Below are 22259 nucleotides of genomic sequence, written 5' to 3' on the forward strand. Positions count from 1 at the left end.
GATTATTCACCTCTAAAGAATTTACGAGCTTTGTCTTTAAAATTAGAAGGTTGTTCTTCCGGATTTTCACCACTGATTTCCGCAAATTCTCTCATTAATTCTTTTTGTCTATCAGTTAGTTTATTTGGTGTGACAACTTTTATATTAACAAATAAATCACCATGTCCATATCCATGAACATTTTTAACGCCTTTCTCTTTAAGACGGAATTGTTTACCAGTTTGAGTACCAGCAGGAATTGTAAGCATAACATTACTGTTTAGAGTTGGTACTTTGATTTCATCGCCAAGTGATGCTTGTGGGAAGCTAATGTTAAGTTCATAGAATAAATCATCGCCATCTCTTCTAAATTTATCAGAAGGTTTAACACGGAATACTACATAAAGATCACCATGAGGACCGCCATTTTCACCAGGTGCACCTTCACCAGCAAGACGGATTTGTTGTTCATTGTCTACACCTTCAGGTACAGTTACTTCTAATTTTACTGTTTTATTTTCAGTCCCTTTACCATGACAAGTTGGACATGGTTCTTCAAATTCTTGACCACTACCCTCACACTTAGGACAAGTTTGCTCAGTTCTTACGCGTCCTAAAATTGTATTTTGTTCAACAGATACATGTCCTGAACCATGACAATAGCTACATGTTTTTTTACTTGTGCCTGGTTTAGCACCATCACCATGACATGTATGACAGGTAACATCTTTTCGAATAGAAATTTCTTTTTTAGTACCAAAAACAGCTTCATCGAATTCTAAAGTCATAGTGTATTGTAAGTCGTCACCTTTTCTAGGTGCATTTGGATCTCTTTGACGTGAACCACCAAAGAATGAGCTAAATATATCTTCAAAGCCTCCACCGAAGCCACTGAAGTCTTGTCCACCAAATCCTTGACTACCAAATCCACCTTGGGCACCGCTATGTCCAAATTGATCATAATTTGCACGTTTATTGTCATCACTTAGAACTTCGTATGCTTCAGAAATTTCTTTAAACTTTTCATCGGCGCCTTCTTCTTTATTGATGTCCGGATGATATTTTTTTGATAATTTACGATATGCTTTTTTTATTTCATCTTTTGAAGCATCTTTACTTACGCCAAGAACTTCATAATAATCTCTTTTAGCCACAAGTATCTCTCCCTTTCTAAATTTTATAATTTAAACACATACTCAAGTATCTTAACTATAAAAGAAAAAGTCAAAGCCAATGTTCAATTGACTTTGACTTTTTGGCTTACATTTATAAATGTTTACATAGTAAACGTTATAAACGATTAGCTTTATTTTTTATCTTCGTCGTCTTTAACTTCTTTGAACTCAGCGTCTTCAACATTGCTATCATTTGATTGTTGTGAACTACCTTGTGCTTGTTGTTGAGCTTGTTGAGCTTGTTGATATACTTTAGCAGATAATTCTTGAATTACTTGTTCTAATTCTTCTTTTTTAGCTTTAATATCATCTAAATCTTGACCTTCTAATGCTGATTTAAGCGCATCTTTTTTGCTTTCAGCATTTGATTTGTCTTCTTCACTGATATTTTCACCTAAGTCTTTAATTGTTTTTTCAACTTGGAATACTAAGCTGTCTGCTTCGTTTCTTAAGTCTACTTCTTCACGACGTTGTTTATCTGCTTCAGCATTTTCTTCAGCATCTTTAACCATACGATCAATTTCTTCATCAGATAATGCAGAACTTGATTGAATAGTGATATTTTGTTCTTTATTTGTACCTAAGTCTTTTGCAGTAACGTTTACGATACCGTTTTTATCAATATCAAATGTTACTTCAATTTGAGGTACACCACGTGGAGCTGGTGGAATATCAGTTAATTGGAATCTACCTAATGTTTTATTATCTGAAGCCATTGGACGTTCACCTTGTAATACGTGAATGTCTACTGCTGGTTGATTGTCAGCTGCTGTTGAATATACTTGAGATTTTGATGTTGGAATTGTTGTATTACGTTCAATTAACGTATTCATACGACCACCCATAATTTCGATACCTAATGATAATGGAGTTACGTCTAATAATACAACGTCTTTAACATCACCAGTAATTACGCCACCTTGGATAGCAGCACCCATTGCAACAACTTCATCTGGGTTTACACCTTTATGAGGTTCTTTACCAATTTCTTTTTTAACTGCTTCTTGTACTGCAGGAATACGAGTTGAACCACCAACTAGGATAACTTCATCAATTTCAGAAGTAGATAAGCCAGCATCTTTAAGTGCTTGACGAGTTGGTTCCATTGTTCTTCTGATTAATGAATCAGCTAATTCTTCAAATTTAGAACGAGTTAAGTTGATTTCTAAGTGTAATGGACCATTTTCTCCAGCTGAAATGAATGGTAATGAGATTTGTGTTTGAGATACACCAGATAAATCTTTTTTAGCTTTTTCTGCAGCGTCTTTAAGACGTTGTAACGCCATTTTATCTTGTGATAAGTCAACACCATTTTCTTTTTTGAATTCTGATACTAAATAGTCGATGATTACTTGGTCAAAGTCGTCCCCTCCAAGTTTGTTATCCCCTGCAGTTGATAATACTTCGAATACGCCATCGCCTAATTCAAGAATAGAAACGTCGAAAGTACCGCCACCTAAGTCAAATACTAAAACTTTTTGATCTTGTTCAGTTTTATCTAAACCATAAGCTAATGCTGCAGCTGTTGGTTCGTTAATAATACGTTCTACTTCTAAACCAGCAATTTTACCAGCATCTTTAGTAGCTTGACGTTCAGCATCATTGAAATAAGCAGGCACAGTAATTACTGCTTTATCCACTTTATCTCCTAAATAACTTTCAGCAGTGTTTTTTAAATTTTGTAAAATCATTGCTGAAAGTTCTTGTGGTGTATATGATTTGCCGTCAATATCTACTTTATAATCTGTACCCATATGACGTTTAATTGATTGTACAGTATTTGGGTTTGTAATTGCTTGACGTTTAGCAACTTCACCTACTTGAGTTTCTCCATTTTTAAATGCCACAACTGATGGAGTTGTTCTAGCACCTTCAGGATTTTGAATTACTTTAGGTTCGTCTCCTTCTAATACAGATACGCAAGAATTTGTAGTACCTAAGTCAATACCTATTACTTTACTCATAATAAAATTCCTCCAATTTTAAAAATTTTTCAAATTTAAATCTTATTGATTAACTTTGACCATAGATGGTCTTAAAACTCTATCTTTTAATTTATACCCTTTTTGTAATTCTTGAGTGATTTCACCAGAATTGAAATCAGGATTGTCATCTTGAACAACAGCTTGATGGAAGTTTGGATCGAATTCTTGACCTTCAGACTCAATTTCTTCTAAGCCATTGTCTTTTAATGCTCTTAATAAGCTTTCATGAATCATTTGAACGCCTTTTTTGAGAGATTTAAATGATTCGTCATTACCCTCAATTTGAAGTGCACGTTCAATGTTATCGATAGTAGGTAAAATATCAGTAAGCACGGGTTGAGCTTGATATTTTTTATTTGTTTCATTTTCATTTCGAATTCGACGCTTATAATTTTCGAATTCAGCATATAATCTTAAATATTTTTCTTCATTTTCATTTGCTTTTAATTGTAATTGTTGAATTTCTTCGTCTTTAGATTGATCATTTTTATCATCATTATCATGTTCAGATGTAGATTCATTATTTAATTCTTCTTCAGAAGGATTATTTTCTACATCATTTGAAGACGACGCTTCGTTTTTAACGTTTTCATTTTCTTCAGTATGTTCAGTGTTATTTTTCACTGATTCGTCTTTTTCTGTCATTTTATGCCCTCCAATATAATTACAATTAGATTCACCATATTTGATTAAGTAATTGAATCACATTTTGATAATGCATCGCAGTTGGTCCGATAACCGCAATTTGTCCTTTTAGTGCATCATCAAAATGGTACTGGCTCGTTATAATTGAAATATCACTTAACCCTTCATCTATTTCGTGGCCAATTTTAACATTAATTTCAGAAGTGGAAATATCTTCTAGTAACTCGATAATTTTTTCTGATTCTAGATATTGTAAAATTGGCTGAATAGAAGAAACATTGGTTTCGTTCAGTGCATCAATAAGTTTAACCTTTCCACCCATAAAAATGCTATTACTTTGTTTATGGAGATGAGAAGTTAGCATGATAGTTAATTCATTTATAAAGGATTGTTCCGCCATAGAATTTGTAAATTGTTTTAATTTCTTATTAAAATCAAATTGACTTTTATAATAATTATCAGTCAGAAAATTTGAAATCCTTGTTAACCTTTCATCGCCAAACTCCATTGATTCACTTAAATGTAAATGTTCTACATGTCCAGAATTATAGATGATGACCATTATAATTATAGACGAATTTGCACGAATCAAATGAACATTATTTATAATATCTGTTTTGTGATTAGGTCGAACAACCAACGTTGCATATTGAGATTTTATTGATAATTCATCAGCAAAATAACTAAGGGCTGAAGAAATATCATAATGATTCTCAATCAAAAGTTGATTTAAACGTTGAACTTTATTTTGTTTTTGATGAGATGTTTGTTTTAACAATTGATTGACGTATAATCTAAAACCTTGTTCAGAAGGTGCACGCCCTGAAGATGAATGTATTTTTTCTAAAAAATTCAACTCTTCCAAATACTTCATTTCATTTCTAATAGTAGCTGGGCTTACATTTAAGTTATGTCTATCAATTAAGGTTTTAGAACCTATCGGTTGTCCTAAATCAACATAATCTTCAACAATTGCATTTAAAATGCTTAATTGCCTATTTGTAATCATGTCTTCACCTCATTAGCACTCCTTTGTCTCAAGTGCTAATTATAATTTAACAAATTGGTCAAAGTAAGTCAACGTTAAAGCTCTTATTTTTCAAAAAAATTTATTAATTTAATAGAAATGCTTCAAAAACTTCATTTCCAATGATTTTTCCCTTATTGGTCAATGAAATATGGTTATCTCTTTCATAAAGTAAATTTTTCTTTTTCAGATTATTTATTGTCTCACCAAATACTTTATCCATTGAGGTACCAAATTTTGAAAGAAATTTAACTTTATCGACACCTTTATTCATTCTTAATCCTAAAAACATTTCTTCTTCCATTCTTTCTGAATGAGTAGGAAAATTGGAAGTTAAAATAGGACGTTGATGATTATTAATAGCATTGATGTAATGATTAACAGGATTGAGATTCGAATAGCGTTCCCCATTTACATATCCACTTGCGCCTGCTCCAAAACCATAATATTCTTCATTTAGCCAGTAAGTCTTATTATGCCTTGATTCATGATGAGACTTAGCGAAATTTGAGATTTCATATTGTTTAAATGAGGTTTCTCCTAAAACATTCATTAAATATTGGTACATTTCAGCTCCTATATCTTCGTTTGGCAATTTTAATTTGCCTTTTCGATACATATTATAAAATTGAGTTTTAGGTTCTAAAATTAATCCATAACTTGAAATATGATCTATATCCATTTGTATTGCTCTATTAAGACTATCTGAAAAATCTTCTAATGTTTGAGTTGGTAAATGATACATTAGGTCTAAACTAATCGATTCAATATTTGCTTTTTTAGCATACTCTACAGCATTATATATATCTTGAGTTTTATGTGTTCTACCTAGAATTTTTAGTAATTCTGGTTTAAATGTTTGTACGCCCATAGAAATTCTATTTACACCATATGAGTGTAGTAATTTCACTTTATCTAAGGTTAATTCATCGGGATTTGCTTCAAATGTATATTCACCTTTAATTGAAAAAGTTGACTGTATTGCTTTTAAAAGTCTTTCAAGTTGCTTGAGATTTAAAGCTGTAGGCGTACCTCCTCCAACGTACATTGTTTCAAGATTTCTAATTTCACTTGTTTTCATTTCTTTAATTAATGCAGAAATATACTCATCTACTGGTTGTTTGTTAATAAAGTACTTATTAAAATCACAATATGTACAAATCCTAACGCAAAAAGGTATATGAATATATGCACTTTTTATTGACATCGTTACACCCTCATTTTTAAGTTTTTAAAACACAAACGAGGTTGGAACACATGATTCTGGGTTCCAGCCTCGCATTAATAACCTATTCATCATCCATTTTAAGAACAGCTAAGAAAGCATCTTGTGGTATGTCTACGTTACCAACAGCTTTCATTTTTGCTTTACCAGCTTTTTGTTTTTCAAGTAATTTACGTTTACGGCTGATATCTCCACCATAACACTTAGATAACACGTTTTTACCCATAGATTTAATATTAGTTCGGGCCACAATTTTTTGACCTATTGCAGCTTGAACTGGAACTTCGAATTGTTGTCTAGGAATAAGTGTTTTTAATTTTTCAACAAGAGCTTTACCTCGTTCATATGCAAAATCTCTGTGAACGATAAAACTAAGTGCATCTACTTTGTCACCATTTAATAAAATATCCATTTTAACTAAATTACTTTCTTTATTTTCAATAAATTCATAATCAAATGAAGCATAGCCTTTCGTATTAGATTTTAATTGGTCAAAGAAATCAAATACAACTTCTGATAATGGAATTTCATAAACGATATTCACACGGATATCATCTAAGTAATCCATATTTATAAATTGGCCACGTTTACGTTGACACAGTTCCATAACTGCTCCAACATAGTCATTTGGCACCATCATTGTCGCTTTTACATATGGTTCATAAATCGCTTTAATTCTATCACGTTCAGGCATTTGAGATGGATTATCAACTGTAACTTCTGAACCATCATTCATTTCACATTTATATATAACTGAAGGTGCAGTCGCAATTAATTCTATTCCAAATTCTCGTTCAATTCTCTCTTGAATAATTTCCATATGTAGCATACCTAAGAATCCTGTTCTAAATCCAAATCCCAGTGCTTGTGATGATTCTGGTTCAAATTCTAATGATGCATCATTTAATTGAAGTTTTTCAAGAGCTTCTCTTAAATCGTTATAATCTTTATTATCAATTGGGAACAATCCACAATAAACCATTGGATTCATCTTTTTATACCCTTTTAACGGAGCATCTGCTGGTCTATCTACATGAGTGATAGTATCCCCAACACGTGAATCGTCGACATTTTTAATACTTGCAATAATATATCCAACATCGCCTACTGTAAGTTCTTCAATTGGTAGTTGTTTAGGAGTATTAATCCCAACCTCAGTAACTTCAAACTCTTTTCCTGTTGCCATCATTTTGATACGATCTCCAGCTTTTACAACACCTTCCATTACTCGAATAGAAGAAATAACGCCTCGATAAGGATCGTACTCTGAATCAAAAATAAGAGCTTTAAGCGGTGCACTAGGATCTCCTTCTGGTGGAGGAACAACTTCAACAATTTTTTCTAAGATTTCATCGATACCAATATTTGATTTGGCACTTGCTAACACAACTTCATCTTTATCTAAGCCAATAACATCTTCTAATTCTTGTTTTACTCTTTCTGGTTCAGCAGCGGGTAGATCTATTTTATTTACTACCGGTAAGAGTTCTAAATCATTATCTAGTGCTAAGTAAACATTAGCAAGAGTTTGAGCCTCGATGCCTTGTGCAGCGTCAACTACTAAAATAGCGCCTTCACATGCAGCTAATGAACGAGAAACTTCATATGAGAAATCGACGTGCCCTGGAGTATCGATTAAATGAAACGTATAAGTCTGTCCATCTTTAGATTCATATTTTAATCTAACAGCATTTAATTTAATTGTAATACCGCGCTCTCTTTCAAGATCCATTGAATCAAGCAATTGATTTTGCATTTCTCTAGTTTCTACAGATTTAGTATTTTCTAAAATTCTATCTGCTAACGTTGATTTACCATGATCAATATGAGCAATTATAGAAAAGTTTCTTATATTATCTCTTCGGTTATAGCGTTCTTGCATATCCATAACTTATCATTCTCGCTTTCGTAAATTTACCCGTATATGTATACATCTTTGACATAATATCGTTTTTAATCATTATTTGCAAATTTAAGAGAAAAGAATCATCATGTGAAGATTCTTTATTTACTTTTAATTTTAAGGTTTTTCTTAAACTACATAACAATTATAAAGTGTTGTATAAAGGTTTCCAATAGTTAATATCGTTCTTTTTGTAAATAAATAGGTTTAATGTTAATAAATGATTGCACAAATATTCATGTTTTGATAAAATATTTCTTGTTGTAATCAAAATAAAATTTGATATGCTTAGATCACTTTTAGGAGGTGACAGTAATGCCAAATATTAAATCTGCTATTAAACGTGTAAGAACAACTGAAACTGCTGAAGCACGTAATATTTCACAAAAAAACGCTATGCGTACTGCAGTGAAAAATGCTAAATCAGCAATTGAAAATAATGCTGATAATAAAGCTGAATTAGTTAACTTCGCAATTAAATCAGTTGATAAAGCTGCACACAGTAACTTAATTCATTCAAATAAAGCTGACCGCATTAAATCTCAATTAATGTCTTCAAGCAAATAATCATTTAAAAAGTTCAAGCGATTAGCTTGAACTTTTTTTATTTATAAAGAAAGAATAAATAATTCTAAAATCAGTTGTTTATCCATATATGAGGATTTTAACTTATAATCAGTTTCTGCACATTGATCAATAATATTTAACAAATGAGTTAATTGATAATGTTTTACTTGATTTAAAGCCAATTTAACTCGGTATGGGTGCACATTAATTGTTTTAGCAATTTGTTGTCCGCTATATCCTTTTCGACTTAAAATTTTACATTGATAATATAATCGATAATTACTTGTTATTAATGCCAATAGTTTAATAGGTTCTTCTTTCATTACTATTAAATCTTTAATAAGTTGAATGGCTTTATATTTTTCCCCTTTTTGTATATATTCAGTTAAAAGAAAAACATTTTGTTCTAAACTTCTATTAATAATCTCTTCAACATCTTTTTTATTTATAGTTGTTCGCTCTCCTAAGAATAAAATAATTTTTTCTAATTCTTGCGAAACTATATTAAAGTTAATACCAGTTAATTCTATAAATAAATCTAATGCATCCTGTTTAATATCTTTAAAATTTTCATAAAGTTTATTTTTTATCCAATTTTTAATCTCTTGTTCAGACATCTGTTCAACTTTAGCTAGCTTGCTTGTCTTTTTTAAAGTCTTAGTAATTTTCTTTCTTTCATCTAATTTATTTTGATACACTTCAAAAATGATAAAGTTTTCTCCATCATATTTTTCTAAAAATTCGTTTACTTGTTCGTTGTTCGGTTGGATATCTTTTGAAACTTTCTCACCTGTAAAAATAAAAGCATTTTTAACAACAATAGCTTTTTTCTCTGAAATAAAAGGCATTGTTAATGCTTCTTCTATAATCTGATTAAAACTTGTATCATAAAGATTATATTTAACATAGTTAAAATCGTCTTTTTTTTCATTTAAGTAACTTTCTACGATTTCATTACTTTTTTTCTCCACTAGTTCTGGCACTTCTCCGTATATAGCCATTATATTATTAGCCATGTAAACTTGCACCCTTTCAAAATTATACCATTAAGTTATTATAGCATTGTGTAATTATTATTCTCTATCATTAACTTCTATTAAAGGATGATATAAGTTGATTATCGAGATTTAAAGTAATTTCTCCATCAGTTTGAGTATTGTAGATATGAGAATTAATTTTCTCTAATTTATCTATCGTTTCGTTATTAGGCAAATGAAAAGTATTATTTTTTCCACTTGAAATCATACTAATTTTAGGTTGTATGATTTCTAAAAAATGTTTTGAACTACTTGTTTTACTGCCATGGTGTCCAACTTTTAGAACATCAATTAACGGTAAATGATATTTCTTTAATAATAAATTTTCATTTTCTTCAATTGCGTCGCCCATCAATAATAATTTGTAATTTTTGTACTCTATTAATGAAATTATACTTTGTGCATTTTTGTCTTCATTGGAATCAATAAAAGCATTTAAAAATGATATTTTAGCTTCTTTCAACTGAATATTATTAGTCTCTAAAACATCAATAACTTTTATATGATATATACTACAAAATGTATGTATAGTTTTAATTTGATCTACTGAATAACTTTTTATATATAAATATAAATTTTTAATTCTTATATTTTGTGCTAAATAAGGAAATTCGCCTATATGATCATTATGTGGATGAGTAAGAATTAAGTGATCAATTTTTGATATTCCTCTAGATTTTAAAGTAGGAATAATATGATATTTCGCAATATTATGATTATCTTTAATCTTCGTTTGAACTACTTTACCACCAGTATCTACCATCACAGTTTCATTATTTTTTGTTTGAAAAAGAAAACTATCACCTTGACCAACATTTAAAGCAGTAAACGTCGTCGCTAATGGTTGATTAGTTAATTTTATAAATATTATAAATAAGATAATTATAATTAAGAATGCTCTATAATTTTTATAACATATAAATATAGTTAGTAGAGTTAATAAAATGAAACAGTAGAGTAGACTTAAATTTGATTGATCAGCGATATTTATTTGGTAATTTCTAAATAAAATGAACGGTTGCATTATTCTATCGTGCAGTTCAAATAATTGATTTGCAACCATATTTATACATCGCAAGTCACTAAAGAAATGATAGAAAGTAAATAGAACAATAGAAAGTGGAAAAATAATGAAAGAATATAATGGGACAAATATTACATTAGAAATAAAACCAATCCATTGAAACTGATTAAAATGGTAAATACTAATAATCATGGATGAAAATTGAGCGATAATTGTTATATAAATATAATTCTTTAAAATTGATTGATTATTAAATAATGGCTTAGAAAATAGTATAAAAAAAGTAATGATGAAAGAAAATTGAAATCCAATGTCATAAGCAAAATTCATATTCCAAATTGTCATAAATAAAAAGACTAACGATAATACACTTATAGACGAAATTTTAAAAGTCTTAGGGATAATAAAAAAAGTAATAGCGGTTAAAACTGCTCTTAAAGCACTCGGTGCAAAATTTGTATAAAAAATAAATAGTATTAGTATCATAATAATAAAAACTCGTATAAATAATTTTGGAATATTAAACCTGACCAAACTATATTGAATGATAAAAATAATGGTAGCAACGTGTGATCCACTGACAGCAAGTAAATGATAAATACCTATCGCTTTAACTTTATCTAAGTAATCTGTATCAATTGCACTAGTATCTCCAGTAATTAAAGCTAAGACTCTCTCTGGATATTTTAACGAAGAATGGTATAACTTGTTTTGAATATAATTTAGGTGTTTATCTATAAAACTTATATGATTAACTTTAGTACAATGTTTATTATCTATTTGATCGATATAAACATAGACTTCATTATGAATACTATTTGTGATATTTCCATTAATTTTACATTCTCGATTTTTTAAATCTTTAGCTTTCAATTGTGGACTTTTAAAAGTAAAGTGATAATTATTATGTTTATATTGAAATTGTCCTTTAATAATTTGATTGAATTGTTTTATATCATTTTGAAACGTTACTTTTGAATTTATATTACTGTGGACTTTTAAATTTTGGAGTATAAAATGATTTGTTTTCAAAGTATGGTGTACTTGAAATAAAGCTAGAAAGAAAAAGGATAAAATTAATAAATAGTGGTATAAAGGAATACTCTTTCGATACACAATAATTAATATAATAGCAAATATTAAAATTGAAAATAATTTAAGATGAACCCATAATATACCACTTAAAAAAGAAAGTGCATATAAAACAACTAACATTCTTTAGTTAAAAATTCAGCTATTTTATTAGCAGAAAATGGTATTTTTTCATACTCAATACCTGCTTGATTTAATAATTTAATAGCATATTTATGATTATGATAATCTTTTGCATAGTATATTTTCTTAATACCTGCTTGAATAATAGACTTAGTACAGTTTAAACAAGGAAAATGTGTGACATATATCGTTGCATTATCTGATGATACACCTTGTTTTGCGCATTGTAATAATGCATTCATTTCTGCGTGAATGGTTCTAATACAATGACCATCTTCTATTAAACATCCTACATCAATACAGTGAACTTCTCCTGCTACTGAGCCATTATAACCTCCTGCAATTATTCTATTGTCCTTTACAATTGTTGCGCCTACTGATAGTCGTTGACATGTAGAACGTAATGCAAGCAAATGGCTTTGTGCCATAAAATATTCGTCCCATTTTATTCTATCCATAAAGTTCAACTCCTTAAAAAAATATATATCTATTATAATTTATATTAAAAATTCTTCCAATTTAATTTATGTAGTAAAGTAATCTTTAAGTTTCTCGAAAGTTTTCCCTCCAATTCCTCTTACTTGTTTTAAGTCTTCAACCTTATTAAATTGTCCCTTTTCCTCTCTGTATTTAATAATCTCTTTCACTTTAGTTGGACCTATACCTGGAACATTAAGCAATTCTCTTTCATTTGCTGTGTTAAGATTGACTTTAATACTTTCAGAAGTATTTAAATCACTTTGATTAGTGGGTGTAGCATTTATTTTCGTTTCATTTTTATTAGGTATATAAATCATTTTTTGATCAGTAAGTTTTTCAGATAAATTGATTTTTGTAATATCAGCATTTTCAGAAACTTTAGCTTTTTTTAGTACATCTTTAACTCTATCGTTCTTTTTCATTTCATAAACATCTGGTAATTTAACCGCTCCTTTGACATCTACATAAATAGTTGAATTTTCTTTAGAAGAAGTGGATAAATTATTATCATTTTTATTTTTATTATATTTTTCATTATTATTAAATTGGCTATTGTTAGCATTAGATGTTGTCATATATTCTGAAGGCTCATTATTTTTCATAAGCATGAGAATCACTATAAAAAGTAACACTACTGCAATTAAAATGATGATATGAGTCTTCCACTTAGTTAATAATTGAATTATTTCATTTCTATACTTAAACAAAAACTCATCTCCTTATATGTATAAACGTATAAGAAGATGAGTTTACTTTATTTTATTTATAAGCAACAAAAAACAATCTGTCACCTTTTTCATTATGATTATTGATGTCAAAGTCTACAAAAGTTTCAATACGATTAAATCCAGTTTGTTTTAACAATCGAATATAGAAATCCTTTTCAAATGTTCTTTGATAGTGTGATTCATTAAAACGGTGATAATTACCATTATGCTGTTTTAAAAAGAAGCTCATATCATGATAAACACTATAAGGTTCTTCACCTTTTATAGCTTCCCACGCTAAAAATATGTCATCATTATCATCAATATAACATTGATTATTAAATGCTGTGTTCATTTTATATATCGTATGAATATCGAATATAAACATTCCTAAATCAGATAAATGATTAAATACACAATTAAACGTATTTACGATATCATCAATATCAGGTAAATAATTCAGGGAATCACAAAATATTGTTACAACATCATATGTTGTATTTAATGAAAAATCGGTCATGTCACCTTCTAACCAAGTAACTTGATTAGATTTATTTGCAGCAATAGATAACATGTCTGTACTTAAATCCATGCCCGTAACCGTGCCAATAGAAGGAAGTAATTGCGTTAAACTTCCAGTGCCACAACCAATATCAAGAATATTTATTGAATCATTAGAAGACATTGTTCTTGTATAATATTTTACAATATTAAACCATTCTTCATAAGGTTGATCTTGAGTAAGCTGATCATAAACTTTACTCATTTCGGTGTATTGCATCATTTTAATATGCTACCTGATTATATGATTCTATTGGAGCATCTTGATAAAGTTTCTCTATATTATAGTAATTGCGTTCATCTTTATGGAAAATATGAACTACTACGTCTGCTAAATCAATTAAGACCCATCTTGCACTTTGATAACCTTCCATACGCTTTACTTCAATATTATTTTCATGCACTTTTTCTTTTACTGCTCTAGCAATTGATTGAACTTGACGTTCATTGTTACCGTGACACACTACAAAATAATCAGTCATATCACTAATACCTTGCATATTAAGAGAAACAATATCTTCTGCTTTTTTATCTTCTGTCGCTGTGACAGCAATATTTAATAATTCTTCTGAATTCATTTAATCATCCTTTATCTTTTGATCACTATAATTATAATAATTTAAACATTCAATTGTAGAACCATAAACAGTAATATCTTTACTAATTAAAAATAACACTGTTCGCTTTGATATTTCATAAATTGTTTTATCTAAGCTACCTTGATTGTATGCCATATCTCTAATTTCTTCAACTCCTGGAGTTTTTCTACCAGGTTCTATATAGTCAGCAATAAATACCAATTTTTCAGTTTTTGTCATTTCTTTACGACCAGTAGTGTGATATTTAATGGCTAATAATGTTTCTTCATCTTCGATGCCATAATCAGCCTTCATTAATGCTGCACATACAGGTCCATGAAGAATTTCACTTCCATAACTTAACAAATTGCTATCTAAATCATGTTGGCGAACGACTTGATACATTTTTCCTAAATCATCATATTTACAATAATCATGTAAAATGCCTGCTAACTCTGCTTTACTTTTATCTCCATCATAGATTTCAGCAAGCTTAACTGCTGTGTCAGCTACTCTAAGAGAATGTTTAAAACGCTTTTCGGGCAATTTATTTTCGATAAGTTCTTTTGCTTCTTTAGTGTTCATAGAATCCTTCCTCTCTAATATATTTACTAACATTTCGAGGGACTAAAATATCAATTGTTTTTTTATCTTTTACACGTTGTCTAATCATTGATGAACTAATATCCATTCTTGGAATAGATATGGAAATCATATTTTCATCAACCTTTTGAATATTTTTTTCTCTATTTACTACTATAAAGATAATCATTTGCTTTAATTCATCTATTTTATACCATTTATCAAGTTGATCATATTGGTCTGATCCTATTACAAAATAAAACTTATCGTAAGGATTTTGGTCAATTAAAGCTTTTAATGTATCATACGTATAACTTTGACCTTTTCTTTCTAATTCTGCATAACAAATATTTCCGAAACCTAACTGCTCGATTACCATATTAATCATTTTGATGCGATAATGAGCATCTAAGTAATCGTTATGTTCTTTAAGTGGAGCCATATAACTTGGTAAAAAATAGAAAACATCCGGTTTAATTTTATGAAATACTTCATTAGCTACTAACATATGTGCAGTATGAATAGGATTGAATTGTCCGCCGTATAAAACAATTTTTTTCATAGAATTATGGTAATGAAATTTCCTTATTTTCTTGAGATTCTCTATAAATGATTATCATTGATCCAATGACTTGGACCACTTCACTATTAGTAGCTTGACTTAGCGTTTGGGCTAAATCGTTTTTATCATCAAAATTATTTTGAAGTATATGAATTTTAATTAATTCTCTATTTTCTAGTGTTTCATCTATTTGACTAATCATATTATCATTAATTCCAGCTTTACCTATTTGAAAAATTGGATCAATGTTATGCGCCAAACTTCTTAAATATCTTTTTTGTTTACCTGTTAGCATAGCATATTATTCTCCTTTTAATTGATTTAAAACTGCTAATTTCATTTCTTTAATTTCAGCATCTTTGCCAGTCCATATTTTAAAGCTCTCAGCACCTTGATATACAAACATATCTAGACCATTATAAATAGGGTTACCCTTCTCTTCAGCTTGTTGTAAAAATGATGTTTTATAGGGAATATAAATGATATCACTTACCAATGTATTCGGTGATAATTGATTGAGACGAATTACACTCTCTTTATTATTATCTAATCCTGCTGATGTTGTATTAATAATAATATCAAACTCATCAAGATATTGTTCAGCTTGTTGTAGGGTAATCGCATTAATATCTAATTTCCAATTATCAAAGCGACTCATTGTTCTATTCGCTATAGTTAATTTAGGCTGTACACATTGTGAAAGTGCAGTTGCAATACCTTTGCTTGCGCCCCCAGCTCCAAGAATTAAAATATATGCATTAGATAAGTCAGGATATACTTGTTTTAATCCTTTTACGTATCCAAGACCATCAGTATTATAACCAATCCATTTATTCCCCTCTATTTTCACAGTATTCACTGCACCTACAGCTTTAGCTTGTTCATCAATATCATCTAAGAATGGAATGATGCGTTCTTTATGAGGAATAGTAACATTAAATCCACTTAAATTTTTTTCAGTTATTATTTCTTTAATATTATCGAAATCTTGAACCGGTATATGCAATGCTTCATAAGTATCATTTAAACCTAAAACTTTAAAATTAGTATTATGCATCACTGGTGATAATGAATGTGAAATCGGATCTCCTATCACTGCAAATTTCATTATGAATCCTCCCTACATAATAGATTGTCTTAAAACAACATCAACACTTTTAGGAACTCGGACAATCACTTTTGCACCTGCTTCGATTGTAATAAAGCCCAATCCAGAAATCATAATGTCACGTTTTTCTTTCCCTGTTTCTAGACGTACAGCTTTCATATCACTTATATTAAATTTTTCTGGATTACTAGGTGGACTTAATAAATGTCCTATTTGCTTTCGCCATAAATCATTTGCCTTTTCAGTTTTAGTTCTATGAATATTTAAATCATTAGAAAAATAACATACAAGTGGTCGTTTCCCACCAGAAACATAATCTATCCTAGCTAATCCACCGAAGAATAAAGTTTGTCCCTCATTTAATTGAAATACACGTTGTTTAATTTCATTCTTAGGAATAATCACTTTTAATTCTTTTTCAGTAACATAATGGGTCATTTGATGCGCTTGTATAATGCCAGGTGTGTCATACATAAAAGTTTTCTCATCTAAAGGAATATCTATCATATCTAATGTTGTACCTGGAAATCTTGATGTTGTAACGACATCTTTTTCACCTACACTTTGCTCAATTAATTTATTGATTAAAGTTGATTTACCAACATTTGTAGTACCAACGATATAAACATCTTGATGATTTCTAAAACGGTTGATTGATTCTAAAAGTGCATCAATACCCCATCCTTTATGAGCTGATATTAATACCACCTCTTCAGCTTCTAATCCATACTTTCTAGCTGTTCTTTTTAACCATTCTTTTACACGACGTTGGTTAATTTGTCTTGGTAAAAGATCTAATTTATTCGCTGCCAAAATGATTTTCTTATTTCCTACAATTCGTTTTAAAGCATTAATAAACGATCCTTCAAAGTCAAAAACATCAACTACGTTAACGATAATCCCTTGTCTATCGGATAATCCATTTAATAAATTTAAAAAATCTTCACTATCCATTCCTACATCTTGTATTTCATTATAATTTTTTAATCTAAAACAACGTTGGCATATAACATCATCTCTAAATAAATTATGTTCTGGCACATACCCAGGTGCGTTTTTATCTTCAGATTGTAAAGGAGCGCCACAACCGATACATTTTAAAGTTTCATCCAATCAATTTTCCTCCCATGTAATATAACCTTTTCTTTTAAAATAGTTTAATAATCGACGTTCGATTATTCTATTTAGTCTAGTTAAAAATCCATCTGTCTTTTTGACAGGAACTACCATGATAGTATATAGACCGTTATTATTGCCACCAAGTACGTCTGTAAGCATTTGGTCACCTATAACGATTGTTTCTTCTGGTTTAATATTCATGTGTTGTATCGCTTTTTTAAAAGCTCTTCCCATAGGTTTTCTAGCTTTAAAGATAAAATCAACGTCTAAGTCTTTCGAAAAACCGGAAACACGTTTTTCATTATTATTTGATACTATTGTAATCGTTAAACCTAAATCATTTGCCTTTTTAAACCATTCTTGTATTTCTTTCGTTGGTGTTTTAACGTCCCAACCTACTAATGTATTATCTAAATCTGTAATAATACCTTTAAAACCAGAATTTGCTAATTTTTCAATATCAATTTGAAATACAGATTGTACATAATCATTAGGCATAAAATATGTTTTAATTAATCCCATTCATTTCACCTTTAAGTTATTTATTTTTTATATTTCATTAACCAACTGTTCAACAATTTTACTTGATGATTGAGCTGCTTTACCAAGAAACTCTTCAAACGACATCTCTGCTTCCCCATTTGCTAAATCAGAAACAGCACGAGTAACGATAAAAGGTAAATTAAATTGATAACAAGTTTGAGCAATAGCCGTTGCTTCCATTTCAACTGCCATAGCTTTTGAAAACTGACGTTTAATTTTTAATCGCTGTTCACTACTGCCAATAAAACTATCGCCACTTACAATTTGACCAATTTTAGCGGTTAAATTTTGTTGTTTTACAACTTTTTCAGTTAATTGGAGTAATTGTTGGTTAGCTTCAAATTGAGCTGGCATTTGAGGTATTTGACCGATGTCGTATCCAAAGGCAGTTGCATCTGCATCATGGTACATCACATTATTACTAATTAAAATATCTCCAACTGATAAACTATCATCTAAAGCACCAGCAGAACCTGTATTTATAATCAATGTAGGTTTAAATTTTTCAATTAATAGTGTTGTCGAAATTGCAGCATTTACTTTTCCAATTCCACTTTGTGTTAAGACAACATCTTTATTATTTAGTTGCCCACGATAAAATTTTACATGTGCTACTTCAATCTCATTTAAATTCACTAATTTATGTTTTAAAATCGCTACTTCTTCTTCCATAGCTCCAATAATTCCAATCATATTTACACCTCAACTTTAATCTTAGCACATGTTATTCTAACATAATTTCTAGTTCATCACGACTAACTTTTTTCATTAAATCATCTTGAAAAATATTTAATAAAAAAACTGTCGATACAGTTAAACACTGTCGACAGTTAAATTTTAAATTACATATTTATTTATGGTTAACCTTTCCATAAAGTAGCTAAATCTTGTAGAGACAATACACCTGTTATAATTGTAACAATAACTGCTACAATGCCAAATACTAACATCCATATTGGATGTTTATAATCTCCAACAATTGATTTTTTTCTACTCGCTATCAATATTGCACCCAAAGTAATCGGTAAAATCCATCCATTTATTGCTCCTGCAATAATCAATAAACTAATTGGTTTTCCAATTAATAAGAAAATTATTGTTGAAATCACGATGAAGACAATGACAATCAAATTATTTTTATTAAATAATGATTTGTGTAATGTTTTTAAGAAAGTTGCACTTGTATATGCTGAACCAATCACTGATGACATTGCGGCTGCGAAAATAACAACTCCAAAAATATTTTTTCCTATTGGTCCAATAGCATGTTCAAATACTGATGCTGGCGGATTATCTGCATTTAAAGTGACACCTGTCACTACAACTCCAAGTACTGCTAAGAATAATAATGTTCTCATAATACCTGTAGTTAAGATACCTGCAATAGCTGAACGATTCACAAATGGTAAAAACTCTTTACCTTTCATTCCAGAATCAAGTATTCTATGTGCACCAGCAAATGTGATGTATCCACCTACTGTTCCTCCAACTAAAGTAATGATTGGTAAAATTAATTTAATAGGATGTTCTGGTGCAACTGTATGAACAAGTGCATCACCATAGGGTGGGTTAGATACAACCATGACATAAGCTACTACTAATATCATTATTACTCCTAAAATCATTGAAACAATATCCATAATTTTTTGACCACTTTTACTTACAAATATTAAAATTGCAAAAATGGCTGTAATAGCTGCTCCCCATTTAACATCAAGTCCAAACATTGCATTCAATCCTAAACCTGCACCAGCTATGTTCCCGATATTAAAAGCAAGTCCTCCAAAAGCAATCAATATTGAAATTAAAGTTCCTAATCCAGGTAACACTTTATTTGATACTTCTTGACCACGTAAACCTGTTACAACTAATACGCGCCAAATATTAATTTGAGCTCCAATATCAATTAATATAGATATTAAGATTGCAAAAGCGAAACTTGCATAAAATTCTGCCGTAAACACAGCAGTTTGAGTTAGAAATGCAGGACCGATCGCTGATGTAGCCATTAAAAATACAGATCCATAAAGTAAGCGTCTATGACTTTTTGTAAATTTAAAATTGTCTTTATCTTGTTTTTGATTTAAATTTTCTTTCATTAGAAAACCCCCTTATAAGGATTGAATATCAATGCCTTCTTTCGTTAATTTTTTTCTTATTTGTTCAACAAATTCTAGTGCATGTTTACCATCACCGTGAACACATATTGTATCTGTTTCCAAATCAATTTCTTTTCCATTGCGACTTATCACTTTGTTTTCAGTTACCATTTTCAAAACTTGTTTTAATGCTTCGTCAGAATCAGTAATGACTGCGTCTGGTTCTTTACGACTAACTAATTGACCATTATCTTCGTAACGTCTATCAGCAAATACTTCAGAAGCTGTTTTCAATCCGATTGCTTGAGCTTCAGATATTAATAATGAATTAGATAAACCTACAAGCACTATAGTAGAATCAAAATCGTATACTGCTTTTGCAATTGCTTTTGCAATTGCTTTATTTTTAGCACCCATATTATACAGTGCACCGTGTGGTTTAACATGATTTATTCGTGTTTGGTGTACTTTACAAAATCCTTCTAAAGCACCTAACTGATAAACTATTAGGTTATATACTTCGGTAGGACTAATATCCATCTTTCGACGACCAAACCCTTTTAAATCTGGAAATCCGGGATGAGCGCCAATACTCACATGATTTTCTTTAGCTAAGTTTACTGTTTGATTCATTACATTTTCATCACCCGCATGAAAACCACAGGCTATATTAGCAGATGTAATTAAAGGAATGATATCTTTATCACCTCCAAATGAATAGTTACCAAATGCTTCACCTAGATCACAGTTTAAATCAACTTTCATCATAATTTCACTCCTTTAACTATTTGATGTTTTTCAAGGAATTTAATATCAACTTCTTCTGCATTTCCTTTTGCATATGGTGGGTAACTTAATACTGCATATAGAAAATCAGCCGTAGTAGTGAAACCATCAATTACCATTTCATCAAGTGCCACTTTTAATTTGTTAATCGCAGAAGTTCTATTAGAGTCTTTTACGATAACTTTTGCAACTAGTGAATCATAGTAAGGAGATACTTGATAACCAGCATATAATAACGAATCTACTCTAATATTAAAACCTTGAGGTAAGTGTAGACGTTTAACTTTACCTGGAGTAGGTTGGAATTTCTTTTCTGGATTTTCAGCGTTGATACGTGCCTCTATTACATGACCATTGAATACAATATCTTCTTGACTAAACGGTAATTTATTATGTAATAACAAATATAATTGTGCTTGTAATAAATCTCTATCTGCACGCATTTCAGTAACAGTATGTTCTACTTGTATTCTTGCGTTCATTTCAATAAAGTAATGTGCATCTTCAGTAACTAAAAATTCAATAGTACCAGCACTACGATAATTAGAGGCTTTTGCAACTTTGACAGCATCATTACATATTTTTTCACGTCGTTCTTCAGATAATGCTGCACATGGTGCTTCTTCTATTAATTTTTGATTTTTTCTTTGGACTGAACAATCTCGTTCACCTAAATGAACATAATTTTCTTTTCCGTCACCAATCACTTGAACCTCTACGTGTTTTGCAACAGGAATAAATGCTTCCACATACACACGATCATCATTAAAATATTTTTGACCTTCACTTTTAGCTTCTTTTAATGATTTTTCAAGTTGATTTTCTTCTTTAACAATTCGAATACCTTTACCGCCACCACCGCTTGCGGCTTTTAATACTAAAGGATATCCTATGTCTTTTGCTAATTCTTTAATTTCTTCTACAGAATTTACTGCATCTGTTGAGCCAGGAATAACTGGCACTCCTGCTGAATGAACAGTTTGACGAGCAGTTATTTTATCACCCATCATTTCCATTGTTTTTTTGTTAGGGCCAATAAAATGAATATCATTTTCTTCAACTTTTTGGGCAAATGTTGTACTCTCCGATAGAAAGCCGTATCCAGGATGAATAGCATTAGAACCTGTGATTTCAGCTGCACCAATAATACGCTCTATATTTAAATAACTATCTAAAGGATTTGCTTCTCCAATGCAAACTGCTTGATCAGCTAAACTTACATGAAGACTTTTTTCATCACCTTTAGCGTATACTGCGACAGTTTCTATTCCCATTTCTCGACACGCTCGAATGATACGTACCGCAATTTCTCCTCTATTTGCTACTAAACAACGATACATATTTCTGCCCCC

23 protein-coding genes are annotated in these 22259 nt (G+C 30.1%); 1 reads left to right on the forward strand and 22 read right to left on the reverse strand.

The window, feature by feature from the left end:
* Positions 1-2: 2 nt before the first annotated feature.
* The 6 genes from dnaJ to lepA all read right to left on the reverse strand — a co-directional run bounded on the left by dnaJ (position 3) and on the right by lepA (position 7924).
* A complete protein-coding gene (gene dnaJ, locus HMPREF2578_RS05235; protein WP_017176209.1) occupies positions 3-1133 on the reverse strand; it encodes a molecular chaperone DnaJ in 1131 nt (376 codons plus the stop codon).
* A 152-nt stretch (positions 1134-1285) separates the two neighbouring features.
* Positions 1286-3118, reverse strand: a complete 1833-nt coding sequence (dnaK, locus tag HMPREF2578_RS05240; RefSeq protein ID WP_017176208.1) for a molecular chaperone DnaK — start codon at positions 3116-3118, stop codon at positions 1286-1288.
* Positions 3119-3160: 42 nt separating this feature from the next.
* Complete coding sequence (gene grpE, locus HMPREF2578_RS05245; protein ID WP_017176207.1) at positions 3161-3784, reverse strand: nucleotide exchange factor GrpE; 624 nt, start codon at positions 3782-3784, stop codon at positions 3161-3163.
* 31 nt (positions 3785-3815) lie between these two features.
* Entirely contained in the window at positions 3816-4793 is a 978-nt protein-coding gene (gene hrcA, locus HMPREF2578_RS05250; protein ID WP_017176206.1) for a heat-inducible transcriptional repressor HrcA, read from the reverse strand.
* 103 nt (positions 4794-4896) lie between these two features.
* Positions 4897-6018, reverse strand: coding sequence for a radical SAM family heme chaperone HemW (gene hemW / locus HMPREF2578_RS05255; RefSeq protein WP_017176205.1), 1122 nt, complete (start codon positions 6016-6018; stop codon positions 4897-4899).
* An 82-nt stretch (positions 6019-6100) separates the two neighbouring features.
* Positions 6101-7924, reverse strand: a complete 1824-nt coding sequence (gene lepA / locus HMPREF2578_RS05260) for a translation elongation factor 4 (protein ID WP_017176204.1) — start codon at positions 7922-7924, stop codon at positions 6101-6103.
* Between the two features lie 330 nt (positions 7925-8254).
* On the opposite strand from lepA, the gene rpsT reads away from it, so the two are divergent.
* Complete coding sequence (rpsT, locus tag HMPREF2578_RS05265; protein ID WP_017176203.1) at positions 8255-8506, forward strand: 30S ribosomal protein S20; 252 nt, start codon at positions 8255-8257, stop codon at positions 8504-8506.
* A 41-nt stretch (positions 8507-8547) separates the two neighbouring features.
* Here the strand turns inward: rpsT and holA are convergent, their stop codons facing one another.
* The 16 genes from holA to HMPREF2578_RS05345 all read right to left on the reverse strand — a co-directional run bounded on the left by holA (position 8548) and on the right by HMPREF2578_RS05345 (position 22247).
* Positions 8548-9522 carry a DNA polymerase III subunit delta gene (gene holA / locus HMPREF2578_RS05270; protein WP_049414939.1) on the reverse strand — a complete coding sequence of 325 codons (975 nt, stop codon included), beginning with the start codon at positions 9520-9522 and terminating at the stop codon, positions 8548-8550.
* Positions 9523-9592: 70 nt separating this feature from the next.
* The gene (locus tag HMPREF2578_RS05275; protein ID WP_231103772.1) at positions 9593-11599 is read right to left on the reverse strand and encodes a DNA internalization-related competence protein ComEC/Rec2; all 2007 of its coding nucleotides are present in this window, start codon (positions 11597-11599) and stop codon (positions 9593-9595) included.
* A gap of 176 nt (positions 11600-11775) precedes the next feature.
* Positions 11776-12240: a ComE operon protein 2 gene (locus tag HMPREF2578_RS05280; RefSeq protein WP_017176200.1), complete on the reverse strand. Its 465-nt coding sequence runs from the start codon at positions 12238-12240 to the stop codon at positions 11776-11778.
* 66 nt (positions 12241-12306) lie between these two features.
* Complete coding sequence (locus HMPREF2578_RS05285; protein ID WP_017176199.1) at positions 12307-12969, reverse strand: helix-hairpin-helix domain-containing protein; 663 nt, start codon at positions 12967-12969, stop codon at positions 12307-12309.
* A gap of 52 nt (positions 12970-13021) precedes the next feature.
* Positions 13022-13753 (reverse strand): class I SAM-dependent DNA methyltransferase, encoded by a 732-nt coding sequence (locus HMPREF2578_RS05290; RefSeq protein WP_017176198.1) that lies wholly within the window; start codon positions 13751-13753, stop codon positions 13022-13024.
* A gap of 1 nt (position 13754) precedes the next feature.
* Positions 13755-14108 (reverse strand): ribosome silencing factor, encoded by a 354-nt coding sequence (rsfS, locus tag HMPREF2578_RS05295; RefSeq protein WP_002449779.1) that lies wholly within the window; start codon positions 14106-14108, stop codon positions 13755-13757.
* Positions 14109-14693, reverse strand: a complete 585-nt coding sequence (gene yqeK / locus HMPREF2578_RS05300) for a bis(5'-nucleosyl)-tetraphosphatase (symmetrical) YqeK (RefSeq protein ID WP_048761576.1) — start codon at positions 14691-14693, stop codon at positions 14109-14111.
* Positions 14683-15252 carry a nicotinate-nucleotide adenylyltransferase gene (locus HMPREF2578_RS05305; protein ID WP_002449696.1) on the reverse strand — a complete coding sequence of 190 codons (570 nt, stop codon included), beginning with the start codon at positions 15250-15252 and terminating at the stop codon, positions 14683-14685. The genes yqeK and HMPREF2578_RS05305 overlap by 11 nt, the downstream gene beginning before the upstream one ends.
* A 4-nt stretch (positions 15253-15256) precedes the next feature.
* Positions 15257-15547 (reverse strand): ribosome assembly RNA-binding protein YhbY, encoded by a 291-nt coding sequence (yhbY, locus tag HMPREF2578_RS05310; protein ID WP_017176196.1) that lies wholly within the window; start codon positions 15545-15547, stop codon positions 15257-15259.
* 6 nt (positions 15548-15553) lie between these two features.
* Positions 15554-16360, reverse strand: a complete 807-nt coding sequence (gene aroE / locus HMPREF2578_RS05315) for a shikimate dehydrogenase (protein ID WP_019834855.1) — start codon at positions 16358-16360, stop codon at positions 15554-15556.
* A gap of 12 nt (positions 16361-16372) precedes the next feature.
* On the reverse strand, positions 16373-17473 hold the full coding sequence (gene yqeH / locus HMPREF2578_RS05320) for a ribosome biogenesis GTPase YqeH (RefSeq protein ID WP_037541052.1): 1101 nt from the start codon (positions 17471-17473) through the stop codon (positions 16373-16375).
* Positions 17474-18001 (reverse strand): YqeG family HAD IIIA-type phosphatase, encoded by a 528-nt coding sequence (locus HMPREF2578_RS05325; protein WP_017176193.1) that lies wholly within the window; start codon positions 17999-18001, stop codon positions 17474-17476.
* 27 nt (positions 18002-18028) lie between these two features.
* A complete protein-coding gene (locus HMPREF2578_RS05330; protein ID WP_017176192.1) occupies positions 18029-18715 on the reverse strand; it encodes a 5'-methylthioadenosine/adenosylhomocysteine nucleosidase in 687 nt (228 codons plus the stop codon).
* A 167-nt stretch (positions 18716-18882) separates the two neighbouring features.
* Positions 18883-20121 (reverse strand): NRAMP family divalent metal transporter, encoded by a 1239-nt coding sequence (locus HMPREF2578_RS05335; RefSeq protein WP_017176191.1) that lies wholly within the window; start codon positions 20119-20121, stop codon positions 18883-18885.
* Positions 20122-20133: 12 nt separating this feature from the next.
* Complete coding sequence (gene pxpA, locus HMPREF2578_RS05340; RefSeq protein WP_029376819.1) at positions 20134-20886, reverse strand: 5-oxoprolinase subunit PxpA; 753 nt, start codon at positions 20884-20886, stop codon at positions 20134-20136.
* Positions 20886-22247, reverse strand: a complete 1362-nt coding sequence (locus HMPREF2578_RS05345; RefSeq protein WP_017176189.1) for an acetyl-CoA carboxylase biotin carboxylase subunit — start codon at positions 22245-22247, stop codon at positions 20886-20888. Before HMPREF2578_RS05345 ends, pxpA begins: the two co-directional genes overlap by 1 nt.
* Between the last annotated feature and the right edge of the window lie 12 nt (positions 22248-22259).

Source organism: Staphylococcus sp. HMSC072H03 (genome assembly GCF_001809305.1).
GTDB lineage: Bacteria > Bacillota > Bacilli > Staphylococcales > Staphylococcaceae > Staphylococcus > Staphylococcus hominis.